This window comes from Burkholderia sp. MSMB1072, from assembly GCF_001524725.1.
Classification (GTDB): Bacteria; Pseudomonadota; Gammaproteobacteria; order Burkholderiales; family Burkholderiaceae; genus Burkholderia.
In genome coordinates this window covers 1-23,589 of record NZ_LOYC01000057.1, presented here as the reverse complement: position 1 = coordinate 23,589, position 23,589 = coordinate 1, and the positions used below count along the sequence as shown (strand labels likewise).

Below are 23,589 nucleotides of genomic sequence, written 5' to 3'. Positions count from 1 at the left end.
CCTCACGCCGCGGGCTGCGCGGCCGGCGGTACGGTCAGCGCGCGGCCCACGCGTGCCTCGATCTTGCCGTAGCGCCACAGGTTGTATTCGCCGACGGGCGTCGTGCGGTACAGGTTGCACACGGCGACCGTCGTGTCGAAATCGGCGACGTCGGCCATGATGTAGAAGGTCCACGGCGCGCCGTCGGCCTGGCCGACCACGAGGCGGTCGTCGTCCATCACGCCGAGCACGCGCACGCCGGGCATCGCTTCGACGGCCGCGAGCATCGCGCCGTACGCCTGCCACACTTCGCCGATCCGCTCGCGCGGCAGGTCGAAGAAATTCTGCGACACGCCGCAGCAGAACAGCACGCGCAGCGGCAGCGGATTCGAATCGGACATATCGGGTTCTCCAGAGGAATCGGTCGGGTGCATGAGCTGGCCAGCGACGGCGTGTCGGGTCCGGCTTCATGCGTATTCGTCAAAGGCGTCGGTCGATGCGGGTCACAGATAGCCGGGAAACGGCGTGACGCCGGTAAACACCGCGCCCGCGCCGTCGAAGTTGCCTTCGGCGAGGAACGCGTGCTGCGTGACGACCATCGCGTCTCGCAGCAGCCGCTGCAGCGGATGCGTGCGATAGATCGCCGCCGTGCCGCCGAGGCGGTACGTGCGCTCGACGACGCTCGCGCCTTCGCGGGCGATCTGCGTGGCCGCGAGCCGCAGCAGGCTGACCTGGTCGGGCGTCACCGGATTGCCGGCGAGGATCGATTGCCAGACCGAGTCGGTCGCGTCGTAGAAGAACGCGCGCGCCGAGCGCAGTTGCGCCTCGGCCTTCGCGAGCTCGATGCGGAAATACGCGCGATCGGCGAGACGCGGCGCGCCGGTCGTCGTCTGGCGGCCGCCGGACATGCGGTTCACGACGTCGAGCGCCGCGCGCGCGAGGCCGAGATTGACGACGGCCAGCACCTGCGCCGCATACGCGACGGTCGGGTAGCGGTACAGCGGCTCGTCGACGGTCGGCTCGCCGCCGCGCACGAAGGTCCACGCTTCGGGCACGAAGCGGTCGTTCACGCGCAGGTCGTGGCTGCCGGTGCCCTGCATGCCGACCACGCTCCAGTTCTCGACGATCTCGACGTCGGCGGCGCGGAACACGGCCGTGCGCGGCTTGTTCGGTGCGGCGTCCTGCGCGCCCGGCACGGCGATGCCGACGCCGAGCCAGTCGGCGCCCTTGCAGCCGCTCGCGAATTTCCACGTGCCGTTCACGCGCCAGCCGCCCGGCGCGGCCAGCGCGGGCTGCACCGGGAAGAGGCCGCCCGCGAACACCTGGTCGGGGCCGCTCGCGTACAGCTCGGCCTGGGTCGCGAGCGGCAGCGCGGCAAGGTAGACGTTCGCGGAGCCGAAGCTCGCGACCCACGCGGCCGAGCCGTCGGCGGTCGCGATCCGTTCGATCGTGTCGAGGAACGCAGTCGGCGCGAGCGCGTCGCCGCCGAAGCGGCGCGGCGTGCCCGCGCGATAGATGCCGGCCTGCTTGAACAGTGCGATGACGTCGCGCGGCACGTGCGACAGCCGCTCGAATTCCTCGCGTCGAGCGGCGACGGTTTCGATCACCGCGTCGAGCGGCGACGACTGCCCGACCGCGGGACTGGACGCAGGCGGCGAGGCCGGTGCGGATTCGATGGCGAGGGCGGCTTGCGGCATGAAAGTCTCCTGGGAATGGGGCGATGTCCGTGTCGGTTGCGGGGGCGATTTCGGGCATTCGCATGTGCGTTTCATATGCAAACAGACCCTAGTCTAGAAACGCCGAAAACACGCAGCAATTGGTGCGTTGGGCCGCGCGACTGGTGACGCTCCGTGCCGGCCTAAAGAAATCTTCAGATGCGATCGGCGCACGCCGGTGCTATGTTGGGTTTCCGGCCGCGCGACGCCGCGCGCCTTCCTCCGAATCCGATCATGAGTTTTCCCGACGAAGACGATTTCCACCGGCTGCTCGACGCGCTGACCACGTGCGTGCTGCTGCACGACGCGCGCACCCGGGCGATCGTATGGGCGAATCGCGCGGCGTGCATCGCGCTCGGTTTTTCCGTCGAGGAACTGCTGCCGCTGAAGGCGCCGGACATGACGCGCCCCGAGCCGAAGTACCGGCGCGAGATCGCGGTGAGCGCATGGGATCGTGCGCGCGCGGACGGGCCGCAGGTGTACGAATGGTGCTATCGATCGCGCACGGGCGTCGACATGCTGTCCGAGGCTACCGCGACCTACGTGCCGCTGCGCGGGCGCGACGTCGTGATGGTGCAGTTCCGCGACATCAGCGCGGAGGAGGCGGTTCGCCAGCAGTTGCGCCGCTACGAGGCGCGGCTGCGCGAGTTCATGCAGGATCTCGACGAGGGCATCGCGGTCGTGACGCCGCACGGCGGCGTGCAGTTCATCAGCGAGTCGGGCCGCCGCGTGCTCGGGCTCGCGCCCGACGAGCCGCTCGGCGAAGTGCTCGACTACTGCTGCGCGGCCGATCGCGACCGGCTCGTCGCGCAGTTGCGCGATGCGCCGTCGGCGCATCCGTCCGCGCCGCAGCGCTACCGGATCGTGCGGCGCGACGGCTCGGCGTGCTGGCTGCGCATCCTGTGCCGGCAGGTCGAGATCGAAGACGATCTCGACGGGCTGCTCGTGCAGTTCCGCGACGTGAGCGACGAAGTCGCGATCGAGGACGCGCGCCGCGCCGAGGCGCGGATGCTCGAATACGCGGGCCGCTACAACGCGATGGGCGAGATGGCGACCGTGATCGCGCACGAGCTGAGCCAGCCGCTCGCGGCCGTGCGCAATTTCATCGAAGGCGCGGTGCGGCGGCTGAACGGCAACGGCGCCGTCGACGACGCGATCTGGGGGCTGCGCAGTGCGGACCGACAGGCCGAGCATGCGGCGCTGATCATCAAGAGCGTGCGCGAATTCGTCGTGAAGCGCGAACCGGTCGTCGTGCGGGCCGACCTGCGCGACATCCTCGCGGATGTCGCGTACTTCATCGAGCTGCGCGCGAAGGAGGCCTGCGTGACGGTCGCGATCGTGCAGGCCGACGCGCCGCTGCCGATCCGCTGCGAGCGCGTGCTGATCGGGCAGGTGATCCTGAATCTCGCGTTCAATGCGATCGAGGCGTTCGCCAGTTGCGAGCCCGTGCCGCGCACGCTGACGCTCGGCACCGCGAACGTGGCCGGCCACGCGGAGTTGCGGGCGATCGACAATGGCCCGGGCATCGAAGCCGGCGCGCACGACCGGCTGTTCGACGGCTTCTCGTCGTCGAAGGTCGGCGGCAACGGGATCGGGTTGTCGCTGTGCAAGAGCATCGTCGCGCGCCACGGCGGGCGGCTCGCCGCGAGCCCGGCCGCGGGCGGCGGGCTCGACTGCCGCGTGACGCTGCCGCTCGCCGACGCGCCCGCCTAGCGGCTGCGTCGCATCACGGCGGGGCGGCGACTCGCGGTGCATGGTCAGCGCCCCAGCGCCCGCGCGGTCTGGCCGCCGATGCCGAAGTCCGTGTTCGGAATGTCCTTGACGATCACGCGCGTCGCGTGCAGCGGCGCGTCGAGCACGGTCGCGCCCGCGTCGGACAGCGCGGCGATCAGCGCGCGTTTCTGTTCGTCGGTGCGGCCGGCGATCAGGATCGCGACGATCACCGGCAGCGACGGCGGCGCGCCGTCCGCGGCGCTGCGGCCGCCGAGGCCGATATGCGTGGCGGGCAATTCGGTGAGCAGCACGCGCACCGATTCGATCGGTGCGCCGATCGCGTCGACGGTCGCGTTGCTGAGTCGGGCGATCAGTTCGGCCTTGCGCGCGTCGTCGTGGCCGGCCGGCAGGAAAACTTCGAGTGTGGGCATGGTCGTCCGGAAAGGTGAAGGTGGCCGGTTCACCGTTGTGTCGGCGACGGCGAACCGGCCACGGCTTACAGCAGGAAGCCGATCGCGCTGAGCGCTTCGGTCGAGTCGATCAGGCGCACGACTTTCTCGGCGATACGCATCTCGCCGTCGGCATCGACGTGCAGCTTGTGCGTGACGTCGGCCGCGAACAGCGTCGCGACGCCGCGCTTGTACGCGACGACGACCTGCGCCGATTTCAGCTCGACGGTGTCGGCGCCGCTGCTTTCCAGCGTGAAGCGCGACACGGTGCGCACCGTGCGCGCCGCATCGGCGGCCGATGCCGAATAGCCGGACACCATCCGCTGCACGCGCTTCTCGCGCATGTCGCGGTCGTCGAACACGTAGTTCAGCGTCGCCGCGAAATCGGTCGTGTCGGGATCGATCGGCACCACGTAGTGGCCGGCCGGATCCCACAGGTCGAGCCACGCGCGGTAGTCGCGGCGGTCGAGCATCTCCGCTTCGCGCCACACGAATTCGACTGCGCGGGCGAAGGTCTGCTCGGAGAAAAGGGCGTTGCGGTCGTCCATCATTGCTGCTCCATCATGTTGCGCCATTGCCGGTAGGCCTCGCGCATGCCGGTCTCGTCGGTCGCATGCGCGGTCTTTTCGCCGTTCGCGGCGGTCGTCTCGCGGTTCAGCCCGCGATTCACGAGGATCGGCACGTCGGGGCCTGCGTGCGCGCCGCGCTGCACGCGCTCCCACGCTTCCGCGTCGTCGGGGCTGCCGAAGCCGAACGGGCCCTGGAAGTGCTCGTGAATGCGCAGCCGCTCGCGGTTCGCTTCGTCGGGGCCGCCGTCCATCGCGAGCGCGACGTGGCGGATCTCGGTCTCGTGCGCGGAGATCGGCCGCAGCACGCGGAAGAACGCCATCGACAGCGCGAGGTTCGGGAACAGGTTCAGGTTGAAGCCGACGCCCATCAGCGAGCGCACGATGCGGCGCACTTCGTCCGGCGCATGGCGCTCGGCGAGCTTCGCGGCGAGCGATGCGAAGCGTTCGGGCAGCGGCGCGCCGTCGTCCTCGTCGAGATCGATCAGCTCGGGCATCAGCACCGCGAGGCTGTGGCCGTTGCCGAGCGCGCGGCAGAACGCGTCCTCGCTCGTCATGAAGCTCGTGATCGCGGCGGCCGTCTCGTCGTCGATCGACTTCATCCACGACTTGTGCACGACCGGGAAGTGGTAGAGGTCGGTGGTGTTCTCGAGCTGGATCTTCCAGTTGCCCTTGAACTTGAACTTGTGCTCGCCGTTCGCCTTGATCGGGTAGCCGGCGCCCTGTTTCATGAACAGGTCGATCCACGGCTTCGCGCCGCCGAGGAAATCCTCGAGCGGCTCGATCGCCTCGTTGAAGCTCGCGAACACCAACCCCTGATACACGCCGACGCGCAGCTTCACGAGCGGCAGGTCGCCTTTGTCGCACACGCCTTCGTAGCCGTCGCCGTACGGCAGCGCGCGCAGCGTGCCGTCGAGCGCATACGACCAGCTGTGATACGGGCACGTGAAACCCTTCGCGTTGCCCTTGTGCGCTTCGCACACGGTCGCGCCGCGATGGCGGCAGCGGTTCTGCAGCACGTTGATTTCGCCGGTCTTGTCGCGCACAACGATCACCGGCTGGCGACCGATCGTCGTCGTGACGAAGTCGCCCGGATTCGGCAGTTCGCTCTCGTGCGCGACCCAGATCCAGGTGCGGTAGAAGATGCGGTCGAGTTCGGCCTCGAACAGCGCGGGGTCGTGATACAGCGCGGGCGCGATGCGGTCGGGCTGCGCGAGACCATGCAACGCGCGGGTGTCGATCGTCTGGTAGGAAATGTCGCTCATCGTCGTCGTGGGGAAAGAGTCGCGAGGAAGTGCAAGGCCGGTCGGGCGGACCTCGTGCGGACAGCGGAACCAGTTTCGTCGTCGCGATTGCATCCGTCAAATTGATCTAAAAAATGCAATCAAATAAGCCGTATGGATAATTAGACGAGTGCCTCGCAGCGTGGCGCGCACATGCATGCGATTCATGAGCGCCATTTTTGGCGGGAATTTGACCGCATCCGGCTGCGCTCTTATCGTGGTTCCGACGCAGTGAACAGATTCGATCGCGGACCTGTCGGTCGATACCAGACAGACAGGACAACTAAACTTATTCCTGGCTCCCCATGAACTCACCAGCGCCCCCATCAGCGGTTACGTTGCCCGTTTCCCGCAGCACCAGCTCGGTCCGACGTGCGGTCATGACCGCCGTGCTCGGGCAGGCACTCGAATGGTACGACTTCTTCCTGTACGGGACGGCCGCCGCGCTGTTGTTCGGCAAGCTGTTCTTTCCGGTCGGCAGCGATCCGCTGACCGGCACGATCGCCGCGTTCGGCGGATTCACGGTCGGCTTCGTCGCGCGCCCGATCGGCGGCCTGCTGTGCGGGCACATCGGCGATCGATACGGCCGCAAGACCGTGATGATGCTGACCATGTTGACGATGGGCGCGGCGACAGTCGGGATGGGGCTGTTGCCGACCTATCGCGAGATCGGCATCGCCGCGCCCGTCGCGCTCGTGCTGCTGCGCGTGCTGCAGGGGCTCGCCGCCGGCGGCGAATGGAGCGGCAGCATCCTGCTGATCCACGAGAATGCACCGGCCGATCGGCGCGGCGCGCTAGCCGCATGGAGCCCGTGCGGCGCGGCGTTCGGCTTCGTGCTGTCGACTGCCGCGTTCCTGCTCGTGCAGCAGTTGCCGGCGGCCGACATCGAGCGCTGGGGCTGGCGCATCCCGTTCCTCGCGAGCGTCGTGCTGGTCGGCTTCGGCCTGTGGATGCGCCGCTCGATCGGCGAAAGCGCGGCATTCGCCGAAGCGCGCTCGGCGCAGCGGGCCAGCGCGACGCCGCTCGTCGACGTGTTGCGCGAATGCCCGCGCGAAGTGCTGACCGTGTTCGGGCTGCGCTTCGGCGAAGGCGCGGTGTCGTACCTGTTCTTCGCGTTCTCGCTCGCGTACGGCAAGTTCATCGGCCTCGACGCATCGTGGCTGCTGAGCGGGCTCGTGATCTCGATGCTGCTGATGATTCCGGTGACGCTGCTCGCGGGCAGCCTGACCGATCGGATCGGCCGCAAGCCCGTCTATCTGCTCGGCGCCGTCGCCGTGGTGCTGGTCGCGTATCCGTATTTCGCGCTGCTGCAGTCGCACACGTTCTCGCACGTGATCGTTGCGCTGATCCTGGCCAACAGCGTCGCGATCGGCATCCTCGAAGGCGCGCAGCCGGCGCTCATCAGCGAGCTGCTGCCCGTGCACCTGCGCTTCTCGGGGCTCGGCATCGGCCGCGAGATCGCATCGGTGCTCGGCGGCGGACTGTCGCCCGTGATCGCGACCGCGCTGCTCGCGCATTACCGTAGCGCGACGCCGATCGTCGTCTATCTCGTGATCCTCGGCGCGATCACGATCGTCGCGACCTGCATCGCGCCGGAAACCCATACGAAGGCGATGCGCGATGCAGCCCGATCGCGCTGACCGCCGCCCCGTCTTTGCTCCAGACCCTTCGCCCTTTCAGGAAGTCATCATGCAAGCCAACTCCGCCATCCGCGCCGTCGTATCCGGCGACGCGCCCGTTCCGCCGCAACCGGTCGACCGTTCGCCGCTGCCGCTCGATGCGGTGATCGCCGAAGTCGAGCGCCGGCGCGACGAATTCGACCGGCTGTCGCACGTGCCGCGCGACGTGATCGCGATGATGAAGCGCGCGGGCATCTTCCGCGCCGGCACACCGGCGCGCTTCGGCGGCGACGCGCTGCCGCCGCACGTGTTCCTCGCGATGCTCGAACGGATCGCGATCGCCGACGGATCGGCCGCGTGGGTCGCGGCGTTCGGCTCGGCCAATACCTATCTCGCCGCGCTGCCGCTCGCGACCCAGGCCGAGCTGTACGCGAGCGGCCCCGACCAGGTATTCGCGGGCGGGCTTTATCCGCTGCAACCGGCGCGGCGCGTGCCGGGCGGTTACCGCGTGACGGGCCGCTGGCGCTTCGCGAGCGGCTGCAAGGGCGCGGACTGGATCGGCGTCGGCATCGGCGGTGCGCCGGCCGACGGCGGCGCGCCGGGCAAGCCGTTCACGGCCGTGTTTCAGGCCGCCGACGTCGAGATCGTCGAGAACTGGCGCGTGGTCGGCATGCAGGGTACCGGCAGTCACGATCTCGCGCTGGACGACCGGTTCGTCGCCGACGCATGGACCTTCGTGCGCGGCGGCGAGCCGACCGTCGACGAGCCGTTGTACCGCTATCCGGCCGTCGCATACCAGGCGCAGGTGCATGCAGCCGTGAACGTCGGCATCGCGCGGGCCGCGCTCGACCTGCTCACCGCGATGTCGGGCGCGACGAAGACGACCACCGGCGCGCCGCGTCTCGCCGATCGCCCGTACTACCGCGAAGGGCTCGCGAAGGCCGAGGCCGACTGGCGCAGCGCGCGCGCGTTCTTCTACGAAACGGCGGAGGCGGCGTGGGCGTCGCTGGCCGCCGGCCGGCCGGTGTCGCCGCAGCAGGCGAACCTGTTGCGGCTGAGCGCGACGCACGCCGCGCAGGTATGCGCGAAGGTCGTGATGCAGGCATACCAACTGGCCGGAACAGCCGCGATCTATCGCGAGAACCGTCTGCAACAACTGGTGCGCGATTCGATCGTGGTCACGCAGCACGCGTTTCTCGGCGAAGCGACCTACGACGGCTCCGGCGCCGTGTTCGCCGGCATCGCACCCGTCACGCCGTATCCGTGATCGGCAGCCACACCGATTCCTCGCAGCAGGAGCATGAAATGAACGATGCAACGATTCACGACGACGTCCGCCGGGATTTTCGCGAGGCGATGTCGCGCCTGCCGGCCGGCGTCAACGTCATTACCACCGACGGCGCGCATGGCCGCTGGGGCATCACCGCGAGCGCCGTCTGCTCGGTGACGGACACGCCGCCGACGATGCTGGTGTGCATCAATCGCGGCAGCCGCGCGCACGACATCATGCGCGGCAACGGGCGCGTCGCGATCAACCTGTTGCCGTCCGCGTGCCAGGAAGTCGCGACGACGTTCGCCGGCATGACGCCAGCGCCGGGCGACGCGCGCTTCGACGACACGCGCTGGCGGGACGGCAAGACCGGCGTGCCGGTGCTGGCCGATGCGAACGTCAGCCTCGAAGGGCGCATCATCGACAGCAAGTCGGTCGGCTCGCATTCGGTGATGTTCGTCGAAGTCGACCACATCGCGCTGCATGCGGCCGCCGACGGGCTGATCTATTTCGGCCGCGCGTTCCATCGACTCGCGCATCCGCTGGCCGCGCAGGCGGGGTGACGGATGGAAGTCTGCCTGTTTCTGATCGTCGATCACGGCGACTCCGACGATGCGGAGCGGCCGCTACCCGGCATCGACGATGCGGTGGCGGCGCTTCGCATGGCGCCCGGGCTGACGCGGCTGGTCGTGCATCGACCTGTCGCGGCGGTCGCCGACCACGCCGATCCCATCGCCCGTCCGCCATCGCCCGCATGCGTGCTGCAAGGCTATTTTCGCGAGCTCGACAGGCTCGAAGCAATGCTCGCGCCGACCGGTGCCGTGCACGCGTGCACGATGCGATGGCAGGCGGCGGGGCGGCGTGTCGTGCAGCAGGCGATGGCCGTGCGCCGGGTTGCGCTGCCTGGCCCCGGCATGGCCGCCGCCGCGCGAAGCTGCACCTACCTCGTGAGCTACGAAGGCGAGGCGGAGGATCCGAACGCGTGGCTGTCGCATTACCTCGATCATCATCCGCAGCTGATGGCGCAATTGCCGGGCATCCGCGCGATCGAGATCTATACGCGCGTCGATTACCGAAGCGCGCTGCCGGTGCCGCGTGCCGAGGCGATGCAGCGCAACAAGGTCGTGTTCGACGACGCCGACGCGCTGGTGCGCGCGCTGGCGTCGCCGGTCCGCTTGCTGATGCGCAGGGATTTCGACGCGTTGCCGCCGTTTTCCGGCGCCGCGCCGCATTTCCCGATGGCCAGCGAAAATTTTGAGATAACATCGGCAGAGTAGTCTGCGCCGCGTCGTGCGACCGCCTGCAGGCCGTATCGACGCGCCCCCGCCGCGGCTCACGAGCGCCATGACCAAATCCCATCCGGTCGTCACCGACCTCAACCTGTTGCGGGTGTTCCTCGCGATCTCGGAGCTGCGCAGCCTCACCGCAGCCGGCGAGCGGCTCGGGCTCACGCAGCCGGCCGTCAGCCATGCGTTGCGGCGCTTGCGCAATCTGTTCGACGATCCGCTGTTCGTGCGGACGCCCGCCGGCATGGCGCCGACCGATGCGGCGCGCCAGTTGCACGGCCCGCTGACGCGCGCGTTCGGCATCATCGATCTCGCGGTGCAGCAGGTCGCGCATTTCGATCCGGCCACTGCCAGCCGCACGTTCCGCCTGTCGATGTCCGACATGTCGGAGTTCTATTTCCTGCCGCCGTTGCTCGCGAAGCTCGCGCAAGCCGCGCCGGGCATTCGCGTCGACATCGCGAACGCGGCTGTCGATGCGGTCGGCGCCGCGATGCGCAGCGGCGAGATCGATCTCGCGCTTGGCTACGTGCCCGACCCGGGCCCGGGGTGCGTGAGCGAGACGCTGTTCTCCGACGAGCACGTGTGCATGGTGCGGGCAGGCCATCCGCTGCGCAAGCGCGCGCCGACGCAGGAGGACCTGACCGCGCTGCGCTACGTCTACGCGAGCAGCAACGCGACCGGCCACCGGATGGTCGAGAAGTGGCTCGACGAGCTGCACGTCGAGCGTACCGTCGTGCTGCGCCTGCCGCACTTCATCGTCGCGCCGGAGATCGTGCAGCACACCGACTTGGCGATCATCTTTCCGCGCAGCGTCGCCGAGCGTTTCAACCGCGGCCGCGCGTTCCGGATCTTTCCGCTGCCGTTCGTGCTGCCGCCGATCGAGATCCAGATGCACACGCACGTACAGTTCGCGGCGGACCCGGGCATCGCATGGCTGCGCGGCGTGATCCACGAGATGTTCCATCGGCCGCAAGCGTGACGGCAAGGCCGCACGCGCGTGCGTAAAAATCCGCTTCACTGATTTAGAATGCGTTCACGCATCAATTCGACGAATAGTGGAGGCGGTGATGACGTCGGTCGATCATCTCGATCTGAACCTGTTGCGCGTGTTCCAGGCAATCGTCGAGGAACGCAGCCTGACGAAGGCCGGCGAGCGGCTCGCGCTGTCGCAGCCGGCCGTCAGCTATTCGCTCGGCCGGCTGCGCACGCTGTTCGACGATCCGCTGTTCGTGCGGACGCGTTCGGGCATGCAGCCGACGCCGGTCGCGCTCGAACTCGCGGGCATCGTCGGCAAGGCGCTCGACATGGTGCGCGTCGCGTTGCGCTACGCGGAGCGCTTCGATCCGGCCACCAGCACGCGCACGTTCCGGCTGTCGTTGTCGGACGCGGGCGAGATGGCGTATCTGCCGGCCATCTGCCAGGCGCTGCGCGACCGTGCGCCGCGCGTGACGCTGAGCGTGCAGCCGCTGCCGGTGGAGGAGATCGAGGAAGCGCTGCGCGCGAGCCGGCTCGATTTCGCGATCGGCAACCTGCCGGAGCTGATGCCGCGCACGCGTCACCAGGTGCTGTTCGAGGAAACCTACGTATGCATGACGGGGCGCCGGCGCGGGCTGCCGACGGCGGCCGCGTTGAGCCTCGAGCAGTTCGTGCGCGCCGCGCACGTCAACGTGAAGTCGGTCGAGCACAGCCACCACGCACTCGACGACGCATTGCGCGCGCAGGGCGTGGGCCGCAACATCGCGCTCGAGGTGCCGCACTTCGTCGCGCTGCCGAGCGTACTGTCGGTCACCGATCTGTATGCGACGCTGCCGAAGCGGCTCGCGCAGATCCTGAACCGCGACAACGCATTCCGCCTGTATGAGCTGCCGGTCACGCTGCCGCCCGCGCCGGTGACGATGCACTGGCACGAGCACTTCCATGAAGACGAGGGCAACGCGTGGATGCGCGCGCTGCTCGCCGAGATCGTCGAGCGTTTCGACGAATGACGCTCGGGCGGGGCGCGACGGGCGGCCGATGGGTGTCGCCGGCGCACCGGTGCATTGGTCGATCGCCAGGTCGGCGCCGCAGCACGTCGGCGCACTCGGTGCATCAGAGATCGAGTACCAGCACGGCGGAGCGCGCGCGCGACACACAGCAGCAGATCACCGCATTGCTCGCGCGCTCGGCCTTGCTCAGGCAGTGGTCGCGATGATCGGGCTCGCCGTCGACGACGGGCACCATGCAGGTGCCGCACACGCCTTCGCCGCATGACGTATCGACTTCGATGCCGATGCGCGCGAGCGCGTCGACGATCGACGTGTCGGGCGTCACGCGCACCGATTTCCCGCTGCGCCGCAGGCGCACTTCGAAACCGTCGGTAGGGCCGGTGTCGGCTGCGGCGTGGCCCGCTTCCGCGGCGACGGGTTCCGCCGCGAAGCGTTCGAGATGGATCGCCTCGTCGGGAACGCACGTGGCGGCCGCGGCGACGACCGCATCCATGAACGGCCCCGGGCCGCACGTATAGACATGTGCGTGCGCATCGATCGACGCGACGCAGCCGCGGAGCTCGGCCGCGAGCGCGTCGGGCTCGACGCCGTAATGGAACGTCACGTGCGATGCGAACGGTTCGGCCGACAGTTCGTCGACGAAGGCGGCGTGCTCGCGACTGCGCGCGAAGTAATGCAACCGGTAGCGCGCGCCGCGCCGGTTCAGCGCGTACGCCATCGACAGCAGCGGCGTGATGCCGATGCCGGCCGCGACGAGCACGTGCTCGCTCGCGTCATCCGTCAGACGAAACAGGTTGCGCGGCGTGCCGATCGACAATTCGGTGCCGACGCGCACGTCGTCGTGCAGCGAACGCGAGCCGCCGCGCGAGTGCGCTTCCTTCTTCACCGCGAAGAGATAACTGCCGCGCTCGTCGGGGTCGCCGCACAGCGAATATTGTCGCGTGATGCCGGACGGCGCGGTGACGTCGATATGGGCGCCCGGCTCGTACGCGTCGAACGGCTGGCCGTCGACGCGCGAGACCTGGAAACAGCGGATGTCCTGCGCCGCGTCGATCAGCGCGTCGATCCGGACATGGTGGCGGTTCGCTTGCATGGGAAATTCCGTGGGGTAGAGGAAAGCGGCGCGGCAGCGCGCCGCGCCGTCATGCGATCGAGAATAGGGATGGGCGTCGCATAAATCAAATCGATAAAAAAGCGATGCCTGAATCAGTGAGATGGATGATTCGTGGCGCTCTCGCGGTCATGCCGGATGGTCGCGCGAACCGTCGGCGGGCGCGATGCGCGTCTCGCGCATCGCGCACAGCGTCGCGACGGTCACGAGGCCGAGCGCAACGAGGAACAGCGACACCGGCCACGACGCGTGATAGCGCGCGAGCAGCGCGGTCGCGATCAACGGCGACATCCCACCCGCGAAGATCGACGCGACTTCGTGACCGAGCGCGACGCCCGAGTAACGCACCTCGGTGCTGAACAGCTCGCCAACGAGCGCGGGCAGCGTACCGATCATCGCGCCGTGGCTCACCGCCGTGCCGACCGTCAGCGCGAGCCACACGAGCGGCGTCGCACGCGTGTCGAGCAGCCAGAAGAACGGAAACGCGCACGCGACGAGGCTCAACGCGCCGATCAGGTACACGGGCTTGCGGCCGATCCGGTCGGACAGGCGGCCCCATGCGAGCATCGCACCCATCTCGACGATCATCGCGATCATCACGCCGGCCAGCATCGTGCCGTTCGGGATGCCGACGTATTTGCCGTAGACGAGCGAGAACGCGAGGAAGATGTACGCGCCGCCGTTCTCGGCCACACGCAGCCCCATCGCGAGCAGGATTTCCTTCGGATGGCGGCGGATGCACTCGACGATCGGCAAATGCGTGTGCGCGCCGCGCTTGCCGGCCTGCTCGAAGTCGCGGCTTTCCGGCAGATGGCGACGGATATAGATGCCGATCGCGAAGATCGCGACGCTCGCGAGGAACGGCAGCCGCCAGCCCCACGTGCGGAACATGTCGTCCGGCAGCGCCTGTGCGGCGAGAAACGCGGCCGACGACAGCACGAAGCCGCCGCCCACGCCGAGCTGGCTCCACGCTGCGTAATAGCCGCGCTGCTCGGGCGGCGCGTTCTCGCTGATCATCAGTACGCCGCCGCCCCATTCGCCGCCGGACGCGATGCCCTGCAGCAGGCGCAGCACGACGAGCGCGGCCGGCGCCCACAGGCCGACCTGCGCATAGGTCGGCAGCAGGCCGATCGCGAAGGTCGATGCGCCCATGATCAGCAGCGTCCACACGAGCGACGCCTTGCGCCCGTAGCGATCGCCGACGTGGCCGAACACGATCCCGCCGAGCGGGCGCGCGACGAAGCCGAGCGCGAATGCCGCGAACGCGGCGAGGCTGCCTGCGAGCGGCGATGCGCCGGGCGGAAAGAACACGTGGCCGAATACCAGTGCCGCGGCCGTGCCGTACACGAAGAAGTCGTACCACTCCATCGCGTTGCCGGCGACGGAGGCGATGACGATCCGGCGCAGTTGCCGGTCGGCGAGCGGCCGGGCGGCGCTCGGGGATTGCACGGTGTCGGTCGGGTACATGGCGGGCTCTGATGGGGGGGCGGGTGCGTGCCGTCTTGTGCGGCACTGCGGGCTAGTGTTGTCGGCACGGCTCTCCCGGTCAAATCCACAGAAAAAGGGAAGTGTCATCACTCCCGCAAATGATGGTCGCGGCGCGCGTGGCCGTGCCCGTGCGCGCCGGCGCCCGTCACCGCTCGATCTGCCGGTTCCGGCGCGTGTCCCCGTTCGCCGGCGCGGATCGAGCGCGGCGGCTTGCGCCATCCGTTCGACGAACCGAAGACGCCGCGGAGCGAAGTCGCGATTTGCCGAGCGATCGCGCGGCCGCCATCGACGTACCGCGAACGATGTCGTCCGGTGTGTCGCGCCCGTTCGCACCGAATGGCGTTTTTTGAGGGTTATACGACCTTTGCGCCATCGGCCTCCCGTTCCATACTTCACGTGGACGATCAAGCCGGAACCAGCCTGCAAACGCCATCGCGCGTCGCGTATTCGGCCCGATCGATCGCGGACATGAAAAGGAACGGAAGATGAGGCTCGAGAACAAGTCGGCGTTGATCACCGGTGGCACCAGCGGCATCGGTCTCGCCACCGCGAAGCTGTTCATTGCGGAAGGTGCGCGCGTCGCGGTGACGGGGCGCGACGAGACCGTATTCGAACGCGTGAAGGCGGAGCTCGGCAAGCATGCGGTCGTGCTCAAGGGCGACGTGCGGTCGCTCGACGACATGCGCGCGATTGCTGCCGAGGCCAACGAGACGTTCGGCGGTCTCGATGTCGTGTTCGCCAATGCCGGCTGGGCCTTCCCGTCCGCAGTCGACGACATCGACGACACGCTCTATGACGACATCATGGACGTCAACGTCAAGGGCGTGGTGTACACGCTTCGAGCAGCGCTGCCGTACCTGCGAGAAGGTTCGTCGGTAATCCTCAATACCTCGTTCGTCGCGCAGACCGGCAAGCACGGCATCTCGCTGACCGCGGCGGCGAAGGCTGCCGTGCGATCGTTGGCTCGCAGTTGGTCGTACGAATTTCTCGACCGGAAAATCCGTTTCAACGCAATCGCGCCCGGCCCGATCGATACGCCGCTGCTCTCGAAGTGGGGCAAGCCTGACGAATGGGTGCGCGACCGCAAGACCGAATTCGCGGAAGCGAATCCGGCGGGCCGCATGGGCAAGGCCGACGATATCGCATACGCGGCGCTCTATCTCGCCAGCGACGAATCGTCGTACGTCGTCGGCACGGAGCTGGTCGTCGATGGCGGCGCGTCGCAGCTTTGAGTTTGCGCTTCGCGCTTCCCGGGCCCGGCACGCCATCCCGGCTCATCCCTATCCCGATTTCACGTTCGCCGCGCCGTTCGCCGTGGCGGTTATTTCATCCGGCCCGGCGAGGTTGCGCTCGCCGATGGGCCGAAGTGCAAGGAGCAATCATCTTGACCGACAGTAGCGATAACCATGCCTCTGCCAGGCAACTTACGCGGGCAGGCCGCTCGCGCCGCGATGTCCTGAAGTTCGGCAGCGCCGCCACCCTCGGCGCCGTGCTGGGCGGCGGCGCGTTGCTCGGGCACGCCACGCCTGCGCTGGCGCAGAGGGATAGCGCAGGGCTGCTCGCGCCGAACGAGCCGTTCGATATCCTGATCGTCAATTATGACGGCGGCACGCTGCTCGACTTCGCGGGCCCCAGCGAGATCTTCCATCGGCTGCCGAATACGAACGTGCGCTATGCGAGCCTCGATGGCGGCGACGTGACGCTCGAATTCGGCGTCGTGTACGGCAAGACCGAACGGCTGGCCGACATCGACAAGACCGACATGATTCTCGTGCCCGGCGGGTCCAATTTGTCGGCGCCGATGCGGCCGGCGTATCAGGCGCAGATCCGGCGCCTGGCGGAAAGTGCCAGACATGTGACGTCGGTGTGCAACGGCTCGCTCGTGCTCGCCGCGACGGGTGTGCTCGACGGCAAGCGCAGCGCCTGCCACTGGGCCTTTCTCAACAAGCTGTCCGAGTATGGCGCGATTCCCGTGCCCGATCGCTTCGTCGAGGACGACGACGGCCGCTTCATGAGCGGCGGCGGCGTGACGGCGGGCATCGATTTCGCGCTGCGCGTGGCGGCGAAGCTGCGCGGCCGGCAGGCGGCCGAATACACGCAACTCGTCGTCGAATACGATCCCGATCCGCCGTTCCACTCCGGTCATCCGAGAGATGCGCGGCCCGAACTCGTCGCGATGGTCGACAAGAAGCTGCCCGGCGCATCGAAGGGACTCGCACGCGTTCCCGGCGTTCGTTGACGCGCTTGCGGGCCATGCGTGCGAATCACCGCCTCTTCAATTCAAACCCGATTCGGAACTCACTCGATGCGACAGATTCATCTTCGTACTGCTGCGTTCGCAGCGTGCATGTCCCTCTTTGCATTCACGGCGCCGGCTATCGCCGGTGGCGCGCAACGCCCGCCCGAAGCGGCCATCAAGGCCGAGAACACGCGCTGGGCGGATGCCTTTGCGCGAGGGGACTACGACGCGATAAGCCGCCTCTATACCGACGACGGTACGCTCTTGCCGCCGGGAGGCGACAAAGTCACGGGCCGCCGCGCGATCGCCGAGTACTTCACCAACGGGTATGCCGGATCGAAACCCGGCACCGTATCGTTCAGCAACGTCGAGTTCTACGGTGACGACCGGGTCGTGACGGAGGTATCGGACGTGGAGGTTCGAGACGGTGAGGGAAAGCTCAAGATCCGCGCCAAGCAGACGCTCGTCTTCCTGAAGCAGGGCGGCACGTGGAAGCTGCATCGCGACATGTGGAACGCTTACCCGCCGGTCAAGGACTGACTATCGCTGACGGCCGGCGAATTGGCGCGCTACGTGCTCACGCGCCCATAGCCGGTTAGCGGGAAGTGGGCCATGCAGCGCGCCGATCGGCAGGCAACCGATCAGCGCGCTGCGTTCGACCTGCTCTCGCGACGAACCGCTTGCGGCGGGTGTCCAAGCAGCTTGACGAACGCTCGGCGCATCCGTTCCGGATCGGTGAATCCCACCGCCAGCGCAATCTGTTCGATCGGCTCGCTGCCGCCCTGAAGGCGCAGCCTCGCTGCTTCGACGCGCAAACGCTCGACGGCCCTCGCCGGCGTTTCGCCGGTTTCCCGGCGAAACGCACGCCCGAACTGCCGCACACTCAAGCGGGCGGCATCGGCGAGCCGCTCGACCGGCAACGCTTCGGCCAGATGTTCCCGGGCGAAATTCAGCGCGATGCGGATGCGATCCGATTCCGGCTCCATCCGCGACATCGCGGAGAATTGCGACTGCCCGCCGGGCCGCCGATACGGAACGACCAGCAGCCGCGAGACCTCGCGCGCGATTTCCGTGCTCATATCCCGTTCGATCATGCCGAGCGCGAGGTCGATGCCGGATGCGATGCCCGCCGACGTCCAGACATGGCCATCGACGACGTAGATACTGTCGCCGTCCACCCGCGTGCGCGGGAAGCGTGCCTGCAATTGCGCGGCGTAGCGCCAGTGCGTCGCCGCTCTCAGGCCGTCCAGCGAACCGGTTTCCGCCAGCAGAAATGCGCCCGTGCACACGCTGGCCACCCGCGACGCGTGGGCGGCCAGCTTGCTGGCGGCGGCGATATTTTCCGGTGTCTGCATCGGGGCGATATCGCCGCCGACGAACACGACGGTGTCGAACGCGCGCCTGCCGATCGGTTTCGTGTCGATCGAAAGGCCGGTATTGCCGGGAATCGGGCCGCCGGAGGGCGAGACGACGTGAAGATCGTAGGGCGTGTAGCCGGCGGCCGTGGCCACCTGATTGAAGGCCGACAGCGGCCCGCCGAGATCGAGCGCGTCGTAGCCGCGGCAAACGAAGAATCCAATTCGATGCATGACGAAGCAATGAGTCGATAGCGCCGGAGTGGCGGATTTTACCGGGAACCCTCGAATCGTGCCATTTGGCTCGAAACGACGGCAGGGCGTCGCTTACGCCGTCGTCGATCGACTGTATCGGTTTGCGCCGCGTTCACGCGATGCCGACAGGAAGCGCCGGTCAGCGACGATAGATGAACTCGAGATCGGTCGATTCGCCGACCTTGAAATCGTACGTGCCGACACGCTTGAAGCCTGCCTTTTCGTAGAACGCGATGGCCTTCGCGTTGCCCGACCACACGCCCAGCCATACCGGGCCGGGGCGCGTCGCGGCGAGATACTGGAGCGCGGCGTCGAACAACGCCCGTCCGGCGCCGGTTCCCTGCGTGCTGCGGCGCAGATAGATCTGATGGATCTCGCCCGCACCGTCCGCCACGTCCGGATGGGGAAGCTTGCACGTATCCGACCAGCGAGCCGTCGTCGCCTTCCGCGACCCACGTCCGGCACTGCGGGTCGCCGAGCTGCTCGGCGATCGCCGCAACCGAGTACGTCCGGGCTTCGTACTCGGCCAGATCGTCCGGCGGATAGTCGATGCCGAACCCGTCCTGCAGAAAGGTCTCGCGAAACGTATCGCGCTTCAATTCGGCGAGCGGGACGGCATCGGCCAGTGTCGCAACGCGGATCAACATCGAGCATCTCCAGGTTCGGTGTCGGGCCGACAGTTTATCCCGGGCGACCTCGGGCAGACGCGTCGTCCGCTAGCCCGCGACCGTCGCGGTCGGACGCACGACGATCTCGTTCACGTCGACATCGGCTGGCTGCGCGATCGCATACGCGATGGCCGCCGCGATCGCGTCGGGTTCGAGCGCGATGCTGCGGTATCGCGTCATCGCTTCGGCGGCGACCGGGTCGGTAATCGTGTCGGCCAGCTCGGACGTGACGACACCCGGGCAGATGCACGTGACGCGCAGCTTGTCGTTCTCCTGCCGCAAGCCTTCGGAGATCGCGCGTACCGCGTATTTCGTCGCGCAATAGACGGCGGCCGTCGGCGATACCCGCAATCCGCCGATCGACGACACGTTGACGATCTGGCCGAAGCCCTGCCGATTCATCACCGGCAGGGCGGCCGCGATGCCGTACAGCACACCCTTGATGTTCACGTCGACCATGCGGTCCCACTCGTCGACCTTCAGCGACGCCATCGGAGACAGCGGCATGACGCCCGCGTTGTTGACGATGACGTCGATCTGCCCGTACTCGGCGAGCGCGGCGTCGACGAAGGCGACGCTGTCGCTGCGCTGCGTGACGTCGAGCGCGCGCCAGGCCGCGGTGCCGCCGTCGGCGCGAATGTCGTCGGCGAGCGCGGCCAGGCGTTCGGTGCGGCGCGCACCGAGCATCAGGCGCGCGCCGCGCGCGCCCAGATAGCGGGCGGTGGCCTCGCCGATGCCGCTGCTCGCGCCGGTGATCAGGATTACTTTCTGTTCGATGTCGTGGCGGGTCATGTCCGTTCCTCGGTGGGAGATGAAGAACCGACAGCATCGCGCGGAAGCATGCGTGACCGTTATTCCGCAAGTCCGCATTTCTTGCACGATTCTCCGAGAATGCGTGGGGCACGATCCGGCGCGCGGTTGCGCCTGCTACTTCCAGATCCGGGAAATGCGCCGATTTTGCAGTGCAGCGGAAGGCGGCGACGCTCCCGCGGCCGGGCCTCCGTAACCCGCCGAAACCCCGGCGCGGCAATCATGCGGATGCCGATGGTTGACCGCCCGCGGACATGCTAGGATTTCCGACAAACAACTCCGGAGACTGCGATGCCGTTCATCTGCGAAAACGTCGAATGTCGTGCCGTGCTGGCTCGCGGGCAGGTCAGGCACCATCAGGAGGACGCGGGCTGGTGCTTCTACTGCCCCGACTGCAACGCCAGGAACGAGTTGATGAATATCGGCACGGCCAGCGGCCCTGTCGAGCTGGTTCAGCCGGAGCGGGCCAGCCCGCCGCACAAGGTCGTCGCGAAGGCCCGGCCGCTGGATGATGGCCGGTACGCGGCGCAATTGAGCGTCCAGCGGGCGCTCGCCGTGAAAGGCACCTACGCGGCCGAAGAGCACTGGGATCAGCTCGGCGTATTCGGCGACGCGCAGGAAGCCGTCGCGCATGCGAAGTCTTTCGCCACGGACCTGCTGCAGCGCGCGGCATAGTCGGTACTTTTCCGTGAATGAATCAGGGGCGTCGCGCATCCGCGCGCGACGCCCCTTTGCGTTTTCCGCGCGCGTTCGTCAGTGGTCGATATCGAACGGCACATACTGCTCCGCGATCCGTCGATCCGTGTCGTGCGGAATCAAGCTCCCGGGAAAGCCGTGCGCGGTCATACGGCCGGTGCCTGCACCGTGCTGCGTGCCCGTTCGCGGGCCGTGACGAGCGCCCGGATCCGCGCGCGGTCGTCCTGCGTCGCCGGCGTGAAGATCACGAGGCTCAGATCCGGGCGGCCGGTGACCGTGAACGCCGAATATTCGAACGCGATCCGGCCGGCCTGCGGATGGCGGATCTCCTTCGTGCCTTCGTGCTGCGAATGGATTGCGTGGTCGCGCCACATCGCGTCGAATTCGGCGCTCGTCGCGCGCATCTCGTCGACGAACGCCTGCACGGCCTGCGTCGCGCCGCTGCGCACGACGTCCGCACGAAATGCACCGACCGCGAACCGCGCGATGCGCTCCCAGTTCGGCTGCACGGCGCGCACGCGCGCGTCGACGAAGATCAGCCGCAGGATGTTGCGTGCGGCCGGCGGCAGTGTCGCGTAGTCGGTCAGCGTCGCGGCCGCTGCGTCGTTCCACGCGGCGACGTCCCAGGTCGCCGTGCGTATGATCGCCGGGCTCGCGTCGAGCGAATCGAGCACGTGCTGCAGGCGCGGCGTCACGCTGGCCGGCGCGTGATAGCGCACCTCGGGCGGGTGGCCGACGCCGAGCAGGAACAGGTGCTCGCGCTCGGCCTCGTTGAGCATCAGCGCGCGGGCGAGCCGGTCGAGCACGTCGGCCGACGGCGCGCCGCCGCGCCCCTGTTCGAGCCAGGTGTACCACGCGGCGCTCACATGCGCGCGCTGCGCGACTTCCTCGCGCCGCAGGCCCGGCGTGCGGCGGCGCGTGGCCGGCAGCCCGAGCGCGGCCGGGTCGAGTTTCTCGCGGCGGTCCCGCAGGTACGCGCCGAGCAGGTTGTCGGGGGCGTCAGCCATATCCTGTTAGTTCGTTTACCGGTAAACCGTCACGGCTTCACCGCGAGCGGCCATCGGCACATAGTAAGCCTCCATTTCATCCGGAGGTGCTGAACATGCGTGTCTTTGTTACGGGAGCATCGGGATTCGTCGGTTCGGCCGTCGTGGCCGAACTCGTGGCGGCCGGGCACTCGGTGCTCGGGCTGGCGCGGTCCGATGCGGCCGCGGCGTCGGTTGCCGCGGCCGGCGCCGACGTCCATCGCGGGTCGCTGGAGGATCTCGACAGCCTGACGCGCGGCGCCGAGGCCGCCGATGCGGTGATCCATACGGGATTCAATCACGACTTCTCGCGTTTCGCGCAGAACTGCGAACTCGATCGCCGCGCGATCGAGACGATCGGCGCGGTGCTCGCCGGCTCGGCGCGGCCGCTGGTCGTCACGTCGGGCCTCGCGCTCGTCGCGCCCGGCCGGGCGGCGACGGAGGACGATCCGCACGTGCCGGTGTCGGCGAGCTATCCGCGTGCGTCCGAAGCGACCGCGGTCGCGTTGGAAGCGCGCGGCGTGCATGCGTCGGTCGTCCGCCTGCCACCGTCCGTGCATGGCGACGGCGATCACGCGTTCGTGCCGCGCCTGATCGCGTTCGCGCGGGAGAAGGGCGTATCGGCGTTCATCGGCGACGGTGCGAACCGCTGGCCGGCCGTGCACCGGCTCGACGCGGCGCGCGTGTACCGGCTCGCGATCGAACGCGGCGCGGCCGGTGCGCGCTATCACGCGGTCGACGATACGGGCGTGCCGTTCCGCGAGATCGCCGAGGTGATCGGCCGCCGGCTGAACGTGCCGGTCGTCGCGAAGTCGGCGGCGGAAGCCGGCGAGCACTTCGGCTGGTTCGCGATGTTTGCGGGGATGGATGCGCCCGCAACCAGCGAGCGCACGCGGGCATCGCTCGGCTGGGCGCCGACGCAGCCGCGGCTGCTGGCCGATATCGACCGGCCGCGGTATTTCGAAAGCTGACGAGCGGCGCGCGCCGCTCGCCATGGGCGCGGCTCAGACCGTGACGACGATCTTGCCGACCTGCGCGCCGGCTTCCATGTAGCGGTGCGCGTCCACGATGTCGTCGAACGCGAACGTGCGATCGATTCGCGGCTTCAGCGTGCCGGCCGCGAGCCCGTCGACGATGAAGCGCTTCGCGCGTTCGAGCCGTTGCGCGCTGCCGGTGATCTCGAACAGCTCGTAGCCGCGCAGCGTCAGGTGGCGCGCGAGCAGGTCCATCACCGGCACCGGGATGTCGCGCGTGTCGAGCGCGCCGTACTGGAAGAACGTGCCGTCAGTGGCCAGCGTACGCAGCAGGTTCGCCGCGTCGGGGCCGCCGACCGGGTCGAACACGAGACGCGCGCCGATGCCGCCCGTGATTTCGGCCACCTGTTGCGGCAGGTCGGCGGGGCTGCCGACGATCACGTGCTTCGCGCCCGCATCGAGCAGCGCCCGACGCTTCGATTCGCCGCGCGTCAGCGCGATCGGCACCGCGCCGATCAGGTTCGCGATCTGGATCGCGGCCTGCCCGACGCTGCTCGACGCGGCGCCGATCAGCACCGCATCGCCGCGCTGGAGCCCGCCGAGTTCGATCAGCGCGCCGTAGGCCGTCACGAACATCATCCACGTCGCGGCCGCTTCCTCGAACGACAGGCTCTCCGGATGCCTGACCACCGCATGCGCGGGCACGTTGACCACCTCGCCGTACATTCCGTAGTCGGCGAACGAGAACGCCGGCACCACGCTCACCGCGTCGCCTTCGGCGAACGCCGTCACGTTGCGGCCGACCGCCGCGACCACGCCCGACGCCTCGTAGCCGAGCGACGCCGGAAAACGCGGCATGAACGTGTATTCGCCGCGGCGGAACATGACTTCCGCACGATTGAGACCGATCGCCTTCACGCGTAGCTGGATGTCGTCGGGGCCCGGCGCGGGCACGTCGACGGTGTCGATCTGCAGTACGTCGGGGCCGCCGACGCGGTGGAAACGAACGATGCGGGCCATGGAGCGCTATATGAACGCGTCCCGTTTGCAACAGTTTTCGTGTGTTCCGACAGACAGGATGGGCTGCAGCTCTATATCCGGCC

The 23,589-nt window shown here is 68.2% G+C and carries 24 protein-coding genes; 12 read left to right on the top strand and 12 right to left on the bottom strand.

Going from position 1 to position 23,589, the window contains the following annotated elements; genetic code table 11:
* Positions 1-2: 2 nt before the first annotated feature.
* Entirely contained in the window at positions 3-380 is a 378-nt protein-coding gene (locus tag WS89_RS26360) for a hypothetical protein (protein ID WP_034205439.1), read from the bottom strand.
* Positions 381-482: 102 nt separating this feature from the next.
* The gene (locus WS89_RS26355; protein WP_059794687.1) at positions 483-1,676 is read right to left on the bottom strand and encodes an acyl-CoA dehydrogenase family protein; all 1,194 of its coding nucleotides are present in this window, start codon (positions 1,674-1,676) and stop codon (positions 483-485) included.
* A 177-nt stretch (positions 1,677-1,853) separates the two neighbouring features.
* On the opposite strand from WS89_RS26355, the gene WS89_RS26350 reads away from it, so the two are divergent.
* On the top strand, positions 1,854-3,407 hold the full coding sequence (locus WS89_RS26350) for a sensor histidine kinase (protein WP_059794678.1): 1,554 nt from the start codon (positions 1,854-1,856) through the stop codon (positions 3,405-3,407).
* Positions 3,408-3,451: 44 nt separating this feature from the next.
* Here the strand turns inward: WS89_RS26350 and WS89_RS26345 are convergent, their stop codons facing one another.
* The 3 genes from WS89_RS26345 to WS89_RS26335 form a co-directional block, all read right to left on the bottom strand.
* Positions 3,452-3,838, bottom strand: coding sequence for a tautomerase family protein (locus WS89_RS26345; protein ID WP_059784481.1), 387 nt, complete (start codon positions 3,836-3,838; stop codon positions 3,452-3,454).
* 65 nt (positions 3,839-3,903) lie between these two features.
* On the bottom strand, positions 3,904-4,407 hold the full coding sequence (locus WS89_RS26340) for an aromatic-ring-hydroxylating dioxygenase subunit beta (protein ID WP_059794675.1): 504 nt from the start codon (positions 4,405-4,407) through the stop codon (positions 3,904-3,906).
* Positions 4,404-5,687, bottom strand: a complete 1,284-nt coding sequence (locus tag WS89_RS26335) for an aromatic ring-hydroxylating oxygenase subunit alpha (RefSeq protein ID WP_059794673.1) — start codon at positions 5,685-5,687, stop codon at positions 4,404-4,406. The genes WS89_RS26340 and WS89_RS26335 overlap by 4 nt, the downstream gene beginning before the upstream one ends.
* A gap of 323 nt (positions 5,688-6,010) precedes the next feature.
* Here WS89_RS26335 and WS89_RS26330 point away from each other — a divergent pair, with 323 nt between their 5' ends.
* The 6 genes from WS89_RS26330 (at position 6,011) to WS89_RS26305 (ending at position 11,865) form a co-directional block, all read left to right on the top strand.
* Positions 6,011-7,345, top strand: coding sequence for an MFS transporter (locus WS89_RS26330; protein WP_059794671.1), 1,335 nt, complete (start codon positions 6,011-6,013; stop codon positions 7,343-7,345).
* A gap of 49 nt (positions 7,346-7,394) precedes the next feature.
* Positions 7,395-8,591, top strand: coding sequence for an acyl-CoA dehydrogenase family protein (locus WS89_RS26325; RefSeq protein ID WP_082741978.1), 1,197 nt, complete (start codon positions 7,395-7,397; stop codon positions 8,589-8,591).
* 38 nt (positions 8,592-8,629) lie between these two features.
* Positions 8,630-9,157: a flavin reductase gene (locus WS89_RS26320; protein ID WP_059795068.1), complete on the top strand. Its 528-nt coding sequence runs from the start codon at positions 8,630-8,632 to the stop codon at positions 9,155-9,157.
* A 3-nt stretch (positions 9,158-9,160) separates the two neighbouring features.
* On the top strand, positions 9,161-9,871 hold the full coding sequence (locus tag WS89_RS26315; RefSeq protein WP_059794669.1) for a hypothetical protein: 711 nt from the start codon (positions 9,161-9,163) through the stop codon (positions 9,869-9,871).
* A gap of 67 nt (positions 9,872-9,938) precedes the next feature.
* Complete coding sequence (locus WS89_RS26310; RefSeq protein WP_059794667.1) at positions 9,939-10,859, top strand: LysR family transcriptional regulator; 921 nt, start codon at positions 9,939-9,941, stop codon at positions 10,857-10,859.
* A gap of 88 nt (positions 10,860-10,947) precedes the next feature.
* Complete coding sequence (locus WS89_RS26305; protein WP_059795065.1) at positions 10,948-11,865, top strand: LysR family transcriptional regulator; 918 nt, start codon at positions 10,948-10,950, stop codon at positions 11,863-11,865.
* A 103-nt stretch (positions 11,866-11,968) separates the two neighbouring features.
* On the opposite strand, the gene WS89_RS26300 is transcribed toward WS89_RS26305, so the two are convergent.
* Both WS89_RS26300 and WS89_RS26295 read right to left on the bottom strand, forming a co-directional pair.
* Positions 11,969-12,958, bottom strand: coding sequence for a PDR/VanB family oxidoreductase (locus WS89_RS26300; protein ID WP_059794665.1), 990 nt, complete (start codon positions 12,956-12,958; stop codon positions 11,969-11,971).
* A 147-nt stretch (positions 12,959-13,105) separates the two neighbouring features.
* Positions 13,106-14,443: an MFS transporter gene (locus WS89_RS26295; RefSeq protein ID WP_059794662.1), complete on the bottom strand. Its 1,338-nt coding sequence runs from the start codon at positions 14,441-14,443 to the stop codon at positions 13,106-13,108.
* A 506-nt stretch (positions 14,444-14,949) separates the two neighbouring features.
* Here WS89_RS26295 and WS89_RS26285 point away from each other — a divergent pair.
* The 3 genes from WS89_RS26285 to WS89_RS26275 all read left to right on the top strand — a co-directional run bounded on the left by WS89_RS26285 (position 14,950) and on the right by WS89_RS26275 (position 17,243).
* The gene (locus WS89_RS26285; RefSeq protein WP_059794657.1) at positions 14,950-15,696 is read left to right on the top strand and encodes an SDR family oxidoreductase; all 747 of its coding nucleotides are present in this window, start codon (positions 14,950-14,952) and stop codon (positions 15,694-15,696) included.
* 152 nt (positions 15,697-15,848) lie between these two features.
* A complete protein-coding gene (locus WS89_RS26280) occupies positions 15,849-16,703 on the top strand; it encodes a DJ-1/PfpI family protein (RefSeq protein ID WP_059794654.1) in 855 nt (284 codons plus the stop codon).
* Positions 16,704-16,769: 66 nt separating this feature from the next.
* On the top strand, positions 16,770-17,243 hold the full coding sequence (locus tag WS89_RS26275; protein WP_059794651.1) for a YybH family protein: 474 nt from the start codon (positions 16,770-16,772) through the stop codon (positions 17,241-17,243).
* Between the two features lie 101 nt (positions 17,244-17,344).
* Here WS89_RS26275 and WS89_RS26270 read toward each other — a convergent pair whose 3' ends face one another.
* The 3 genes from WS89_RS26270 to WS89_RS26260 all read right to left on the bottom strand — a co-directional run bounded on the left by WS89_RS26270 (position 17,345) and on the right by WS89_RS26260 (position 19,773).
* The gene (locus WS89_RS26270; RefSeq protein WP_059794647.1) at positions 17,345-18,292 is read right to left on the bottom strand and encodes a GlxA family transcriptional regulator; all 948 of its coding nucleotides are present in this window, start codon (positions 18,290-18,292) and stop codon (positions 17,345-17,347) included.
* A 160-nt stretch (positions 18,293-18,452) separates the two neighbouring features.
* Positions 18,453-18,707 (bottom strand): GNAT family N-acetyltransferase, encoded by a 255-nt coding sequence (locus tag WS89_RS34745; RefSeq protein WP_257128234.1) that lies wholly within the window; start codon positions 18,705-18,707, stop codon positions 18,453-18,455.
* Positions 18,708-19,029: 322 nt separating this feature from the next.
* A complete protein-coding gene (locus tag WS89_RS26260) occupies positions 19,030-19,773 on the bottom strand; it encodes an SDR family oxidoreductase (RefSeq protein ID WP_059504233.1) in 744 nt (247 codons plus the stop codon).
* Positions 19,774-20,082: 309 nt separating this feature from the next.
* Here WS89_RS26260 and WS89_RS26255 point away from each other — a divergent pair, with 309 nt between their 5' ends.
* Entirely contained in the window at positions 20,083-20,466 is a 384-nt protein-coding gene (locus tag WS89_RS26255; RefSeq protein WP_059504231.1) for a hypothetical protein, read from the top strand.
* 167 nt (positions 20,467-20,633) lie between these two features.
* Here WS89_RS26255 and WS89_RS26250 read toward each other — a convergent pair whose 3' ends face one another.
* The gene (locus tag WS89_RS26250; protein ID WP_059794644.1) at positions 20,634-21,494 is read right to left on the bottom strand and encodes a helix-turn-helix transcriptional regulator; all 861 of its coding nucleotides are present in this window, start codon (positions 21,492-21,494) and stop codon (positions 20,634-20,636) included.
* 95 nt (positions 21,495-21,589) lie between these two features.
* Here WS89_RS26250 and WS89_RS26245 point away from each other — a divergent pair, with 95 nt between their 5' ends.
* A complete protein-coding gene (locus WS89_RS26245; RefSeq protein WP_059504366.1) occupies positions 21,590-22,483 on the top strand; it encodes an SDR family oxidoreductase in 894 nt (297 codons plus the stop codon).
* Positions 22,484-22,516: 33 nt separating this feature from the next.
* On the opposite strand, the gene WS89_RS26240 is transcribed toward WS89_RS26245, so the two are convergent.
* Entirely contained in the window at positions 22,517-23,506 is a 990-nt protein-coding gene (locus WS89_RS26240; protein WP_059794641.1) for a zinc-dependent alcohol dehydrogenase family protein, read from the bottom strand.
* Positions 23,507-23,589 lie beyond the last annotated feature (83 nt).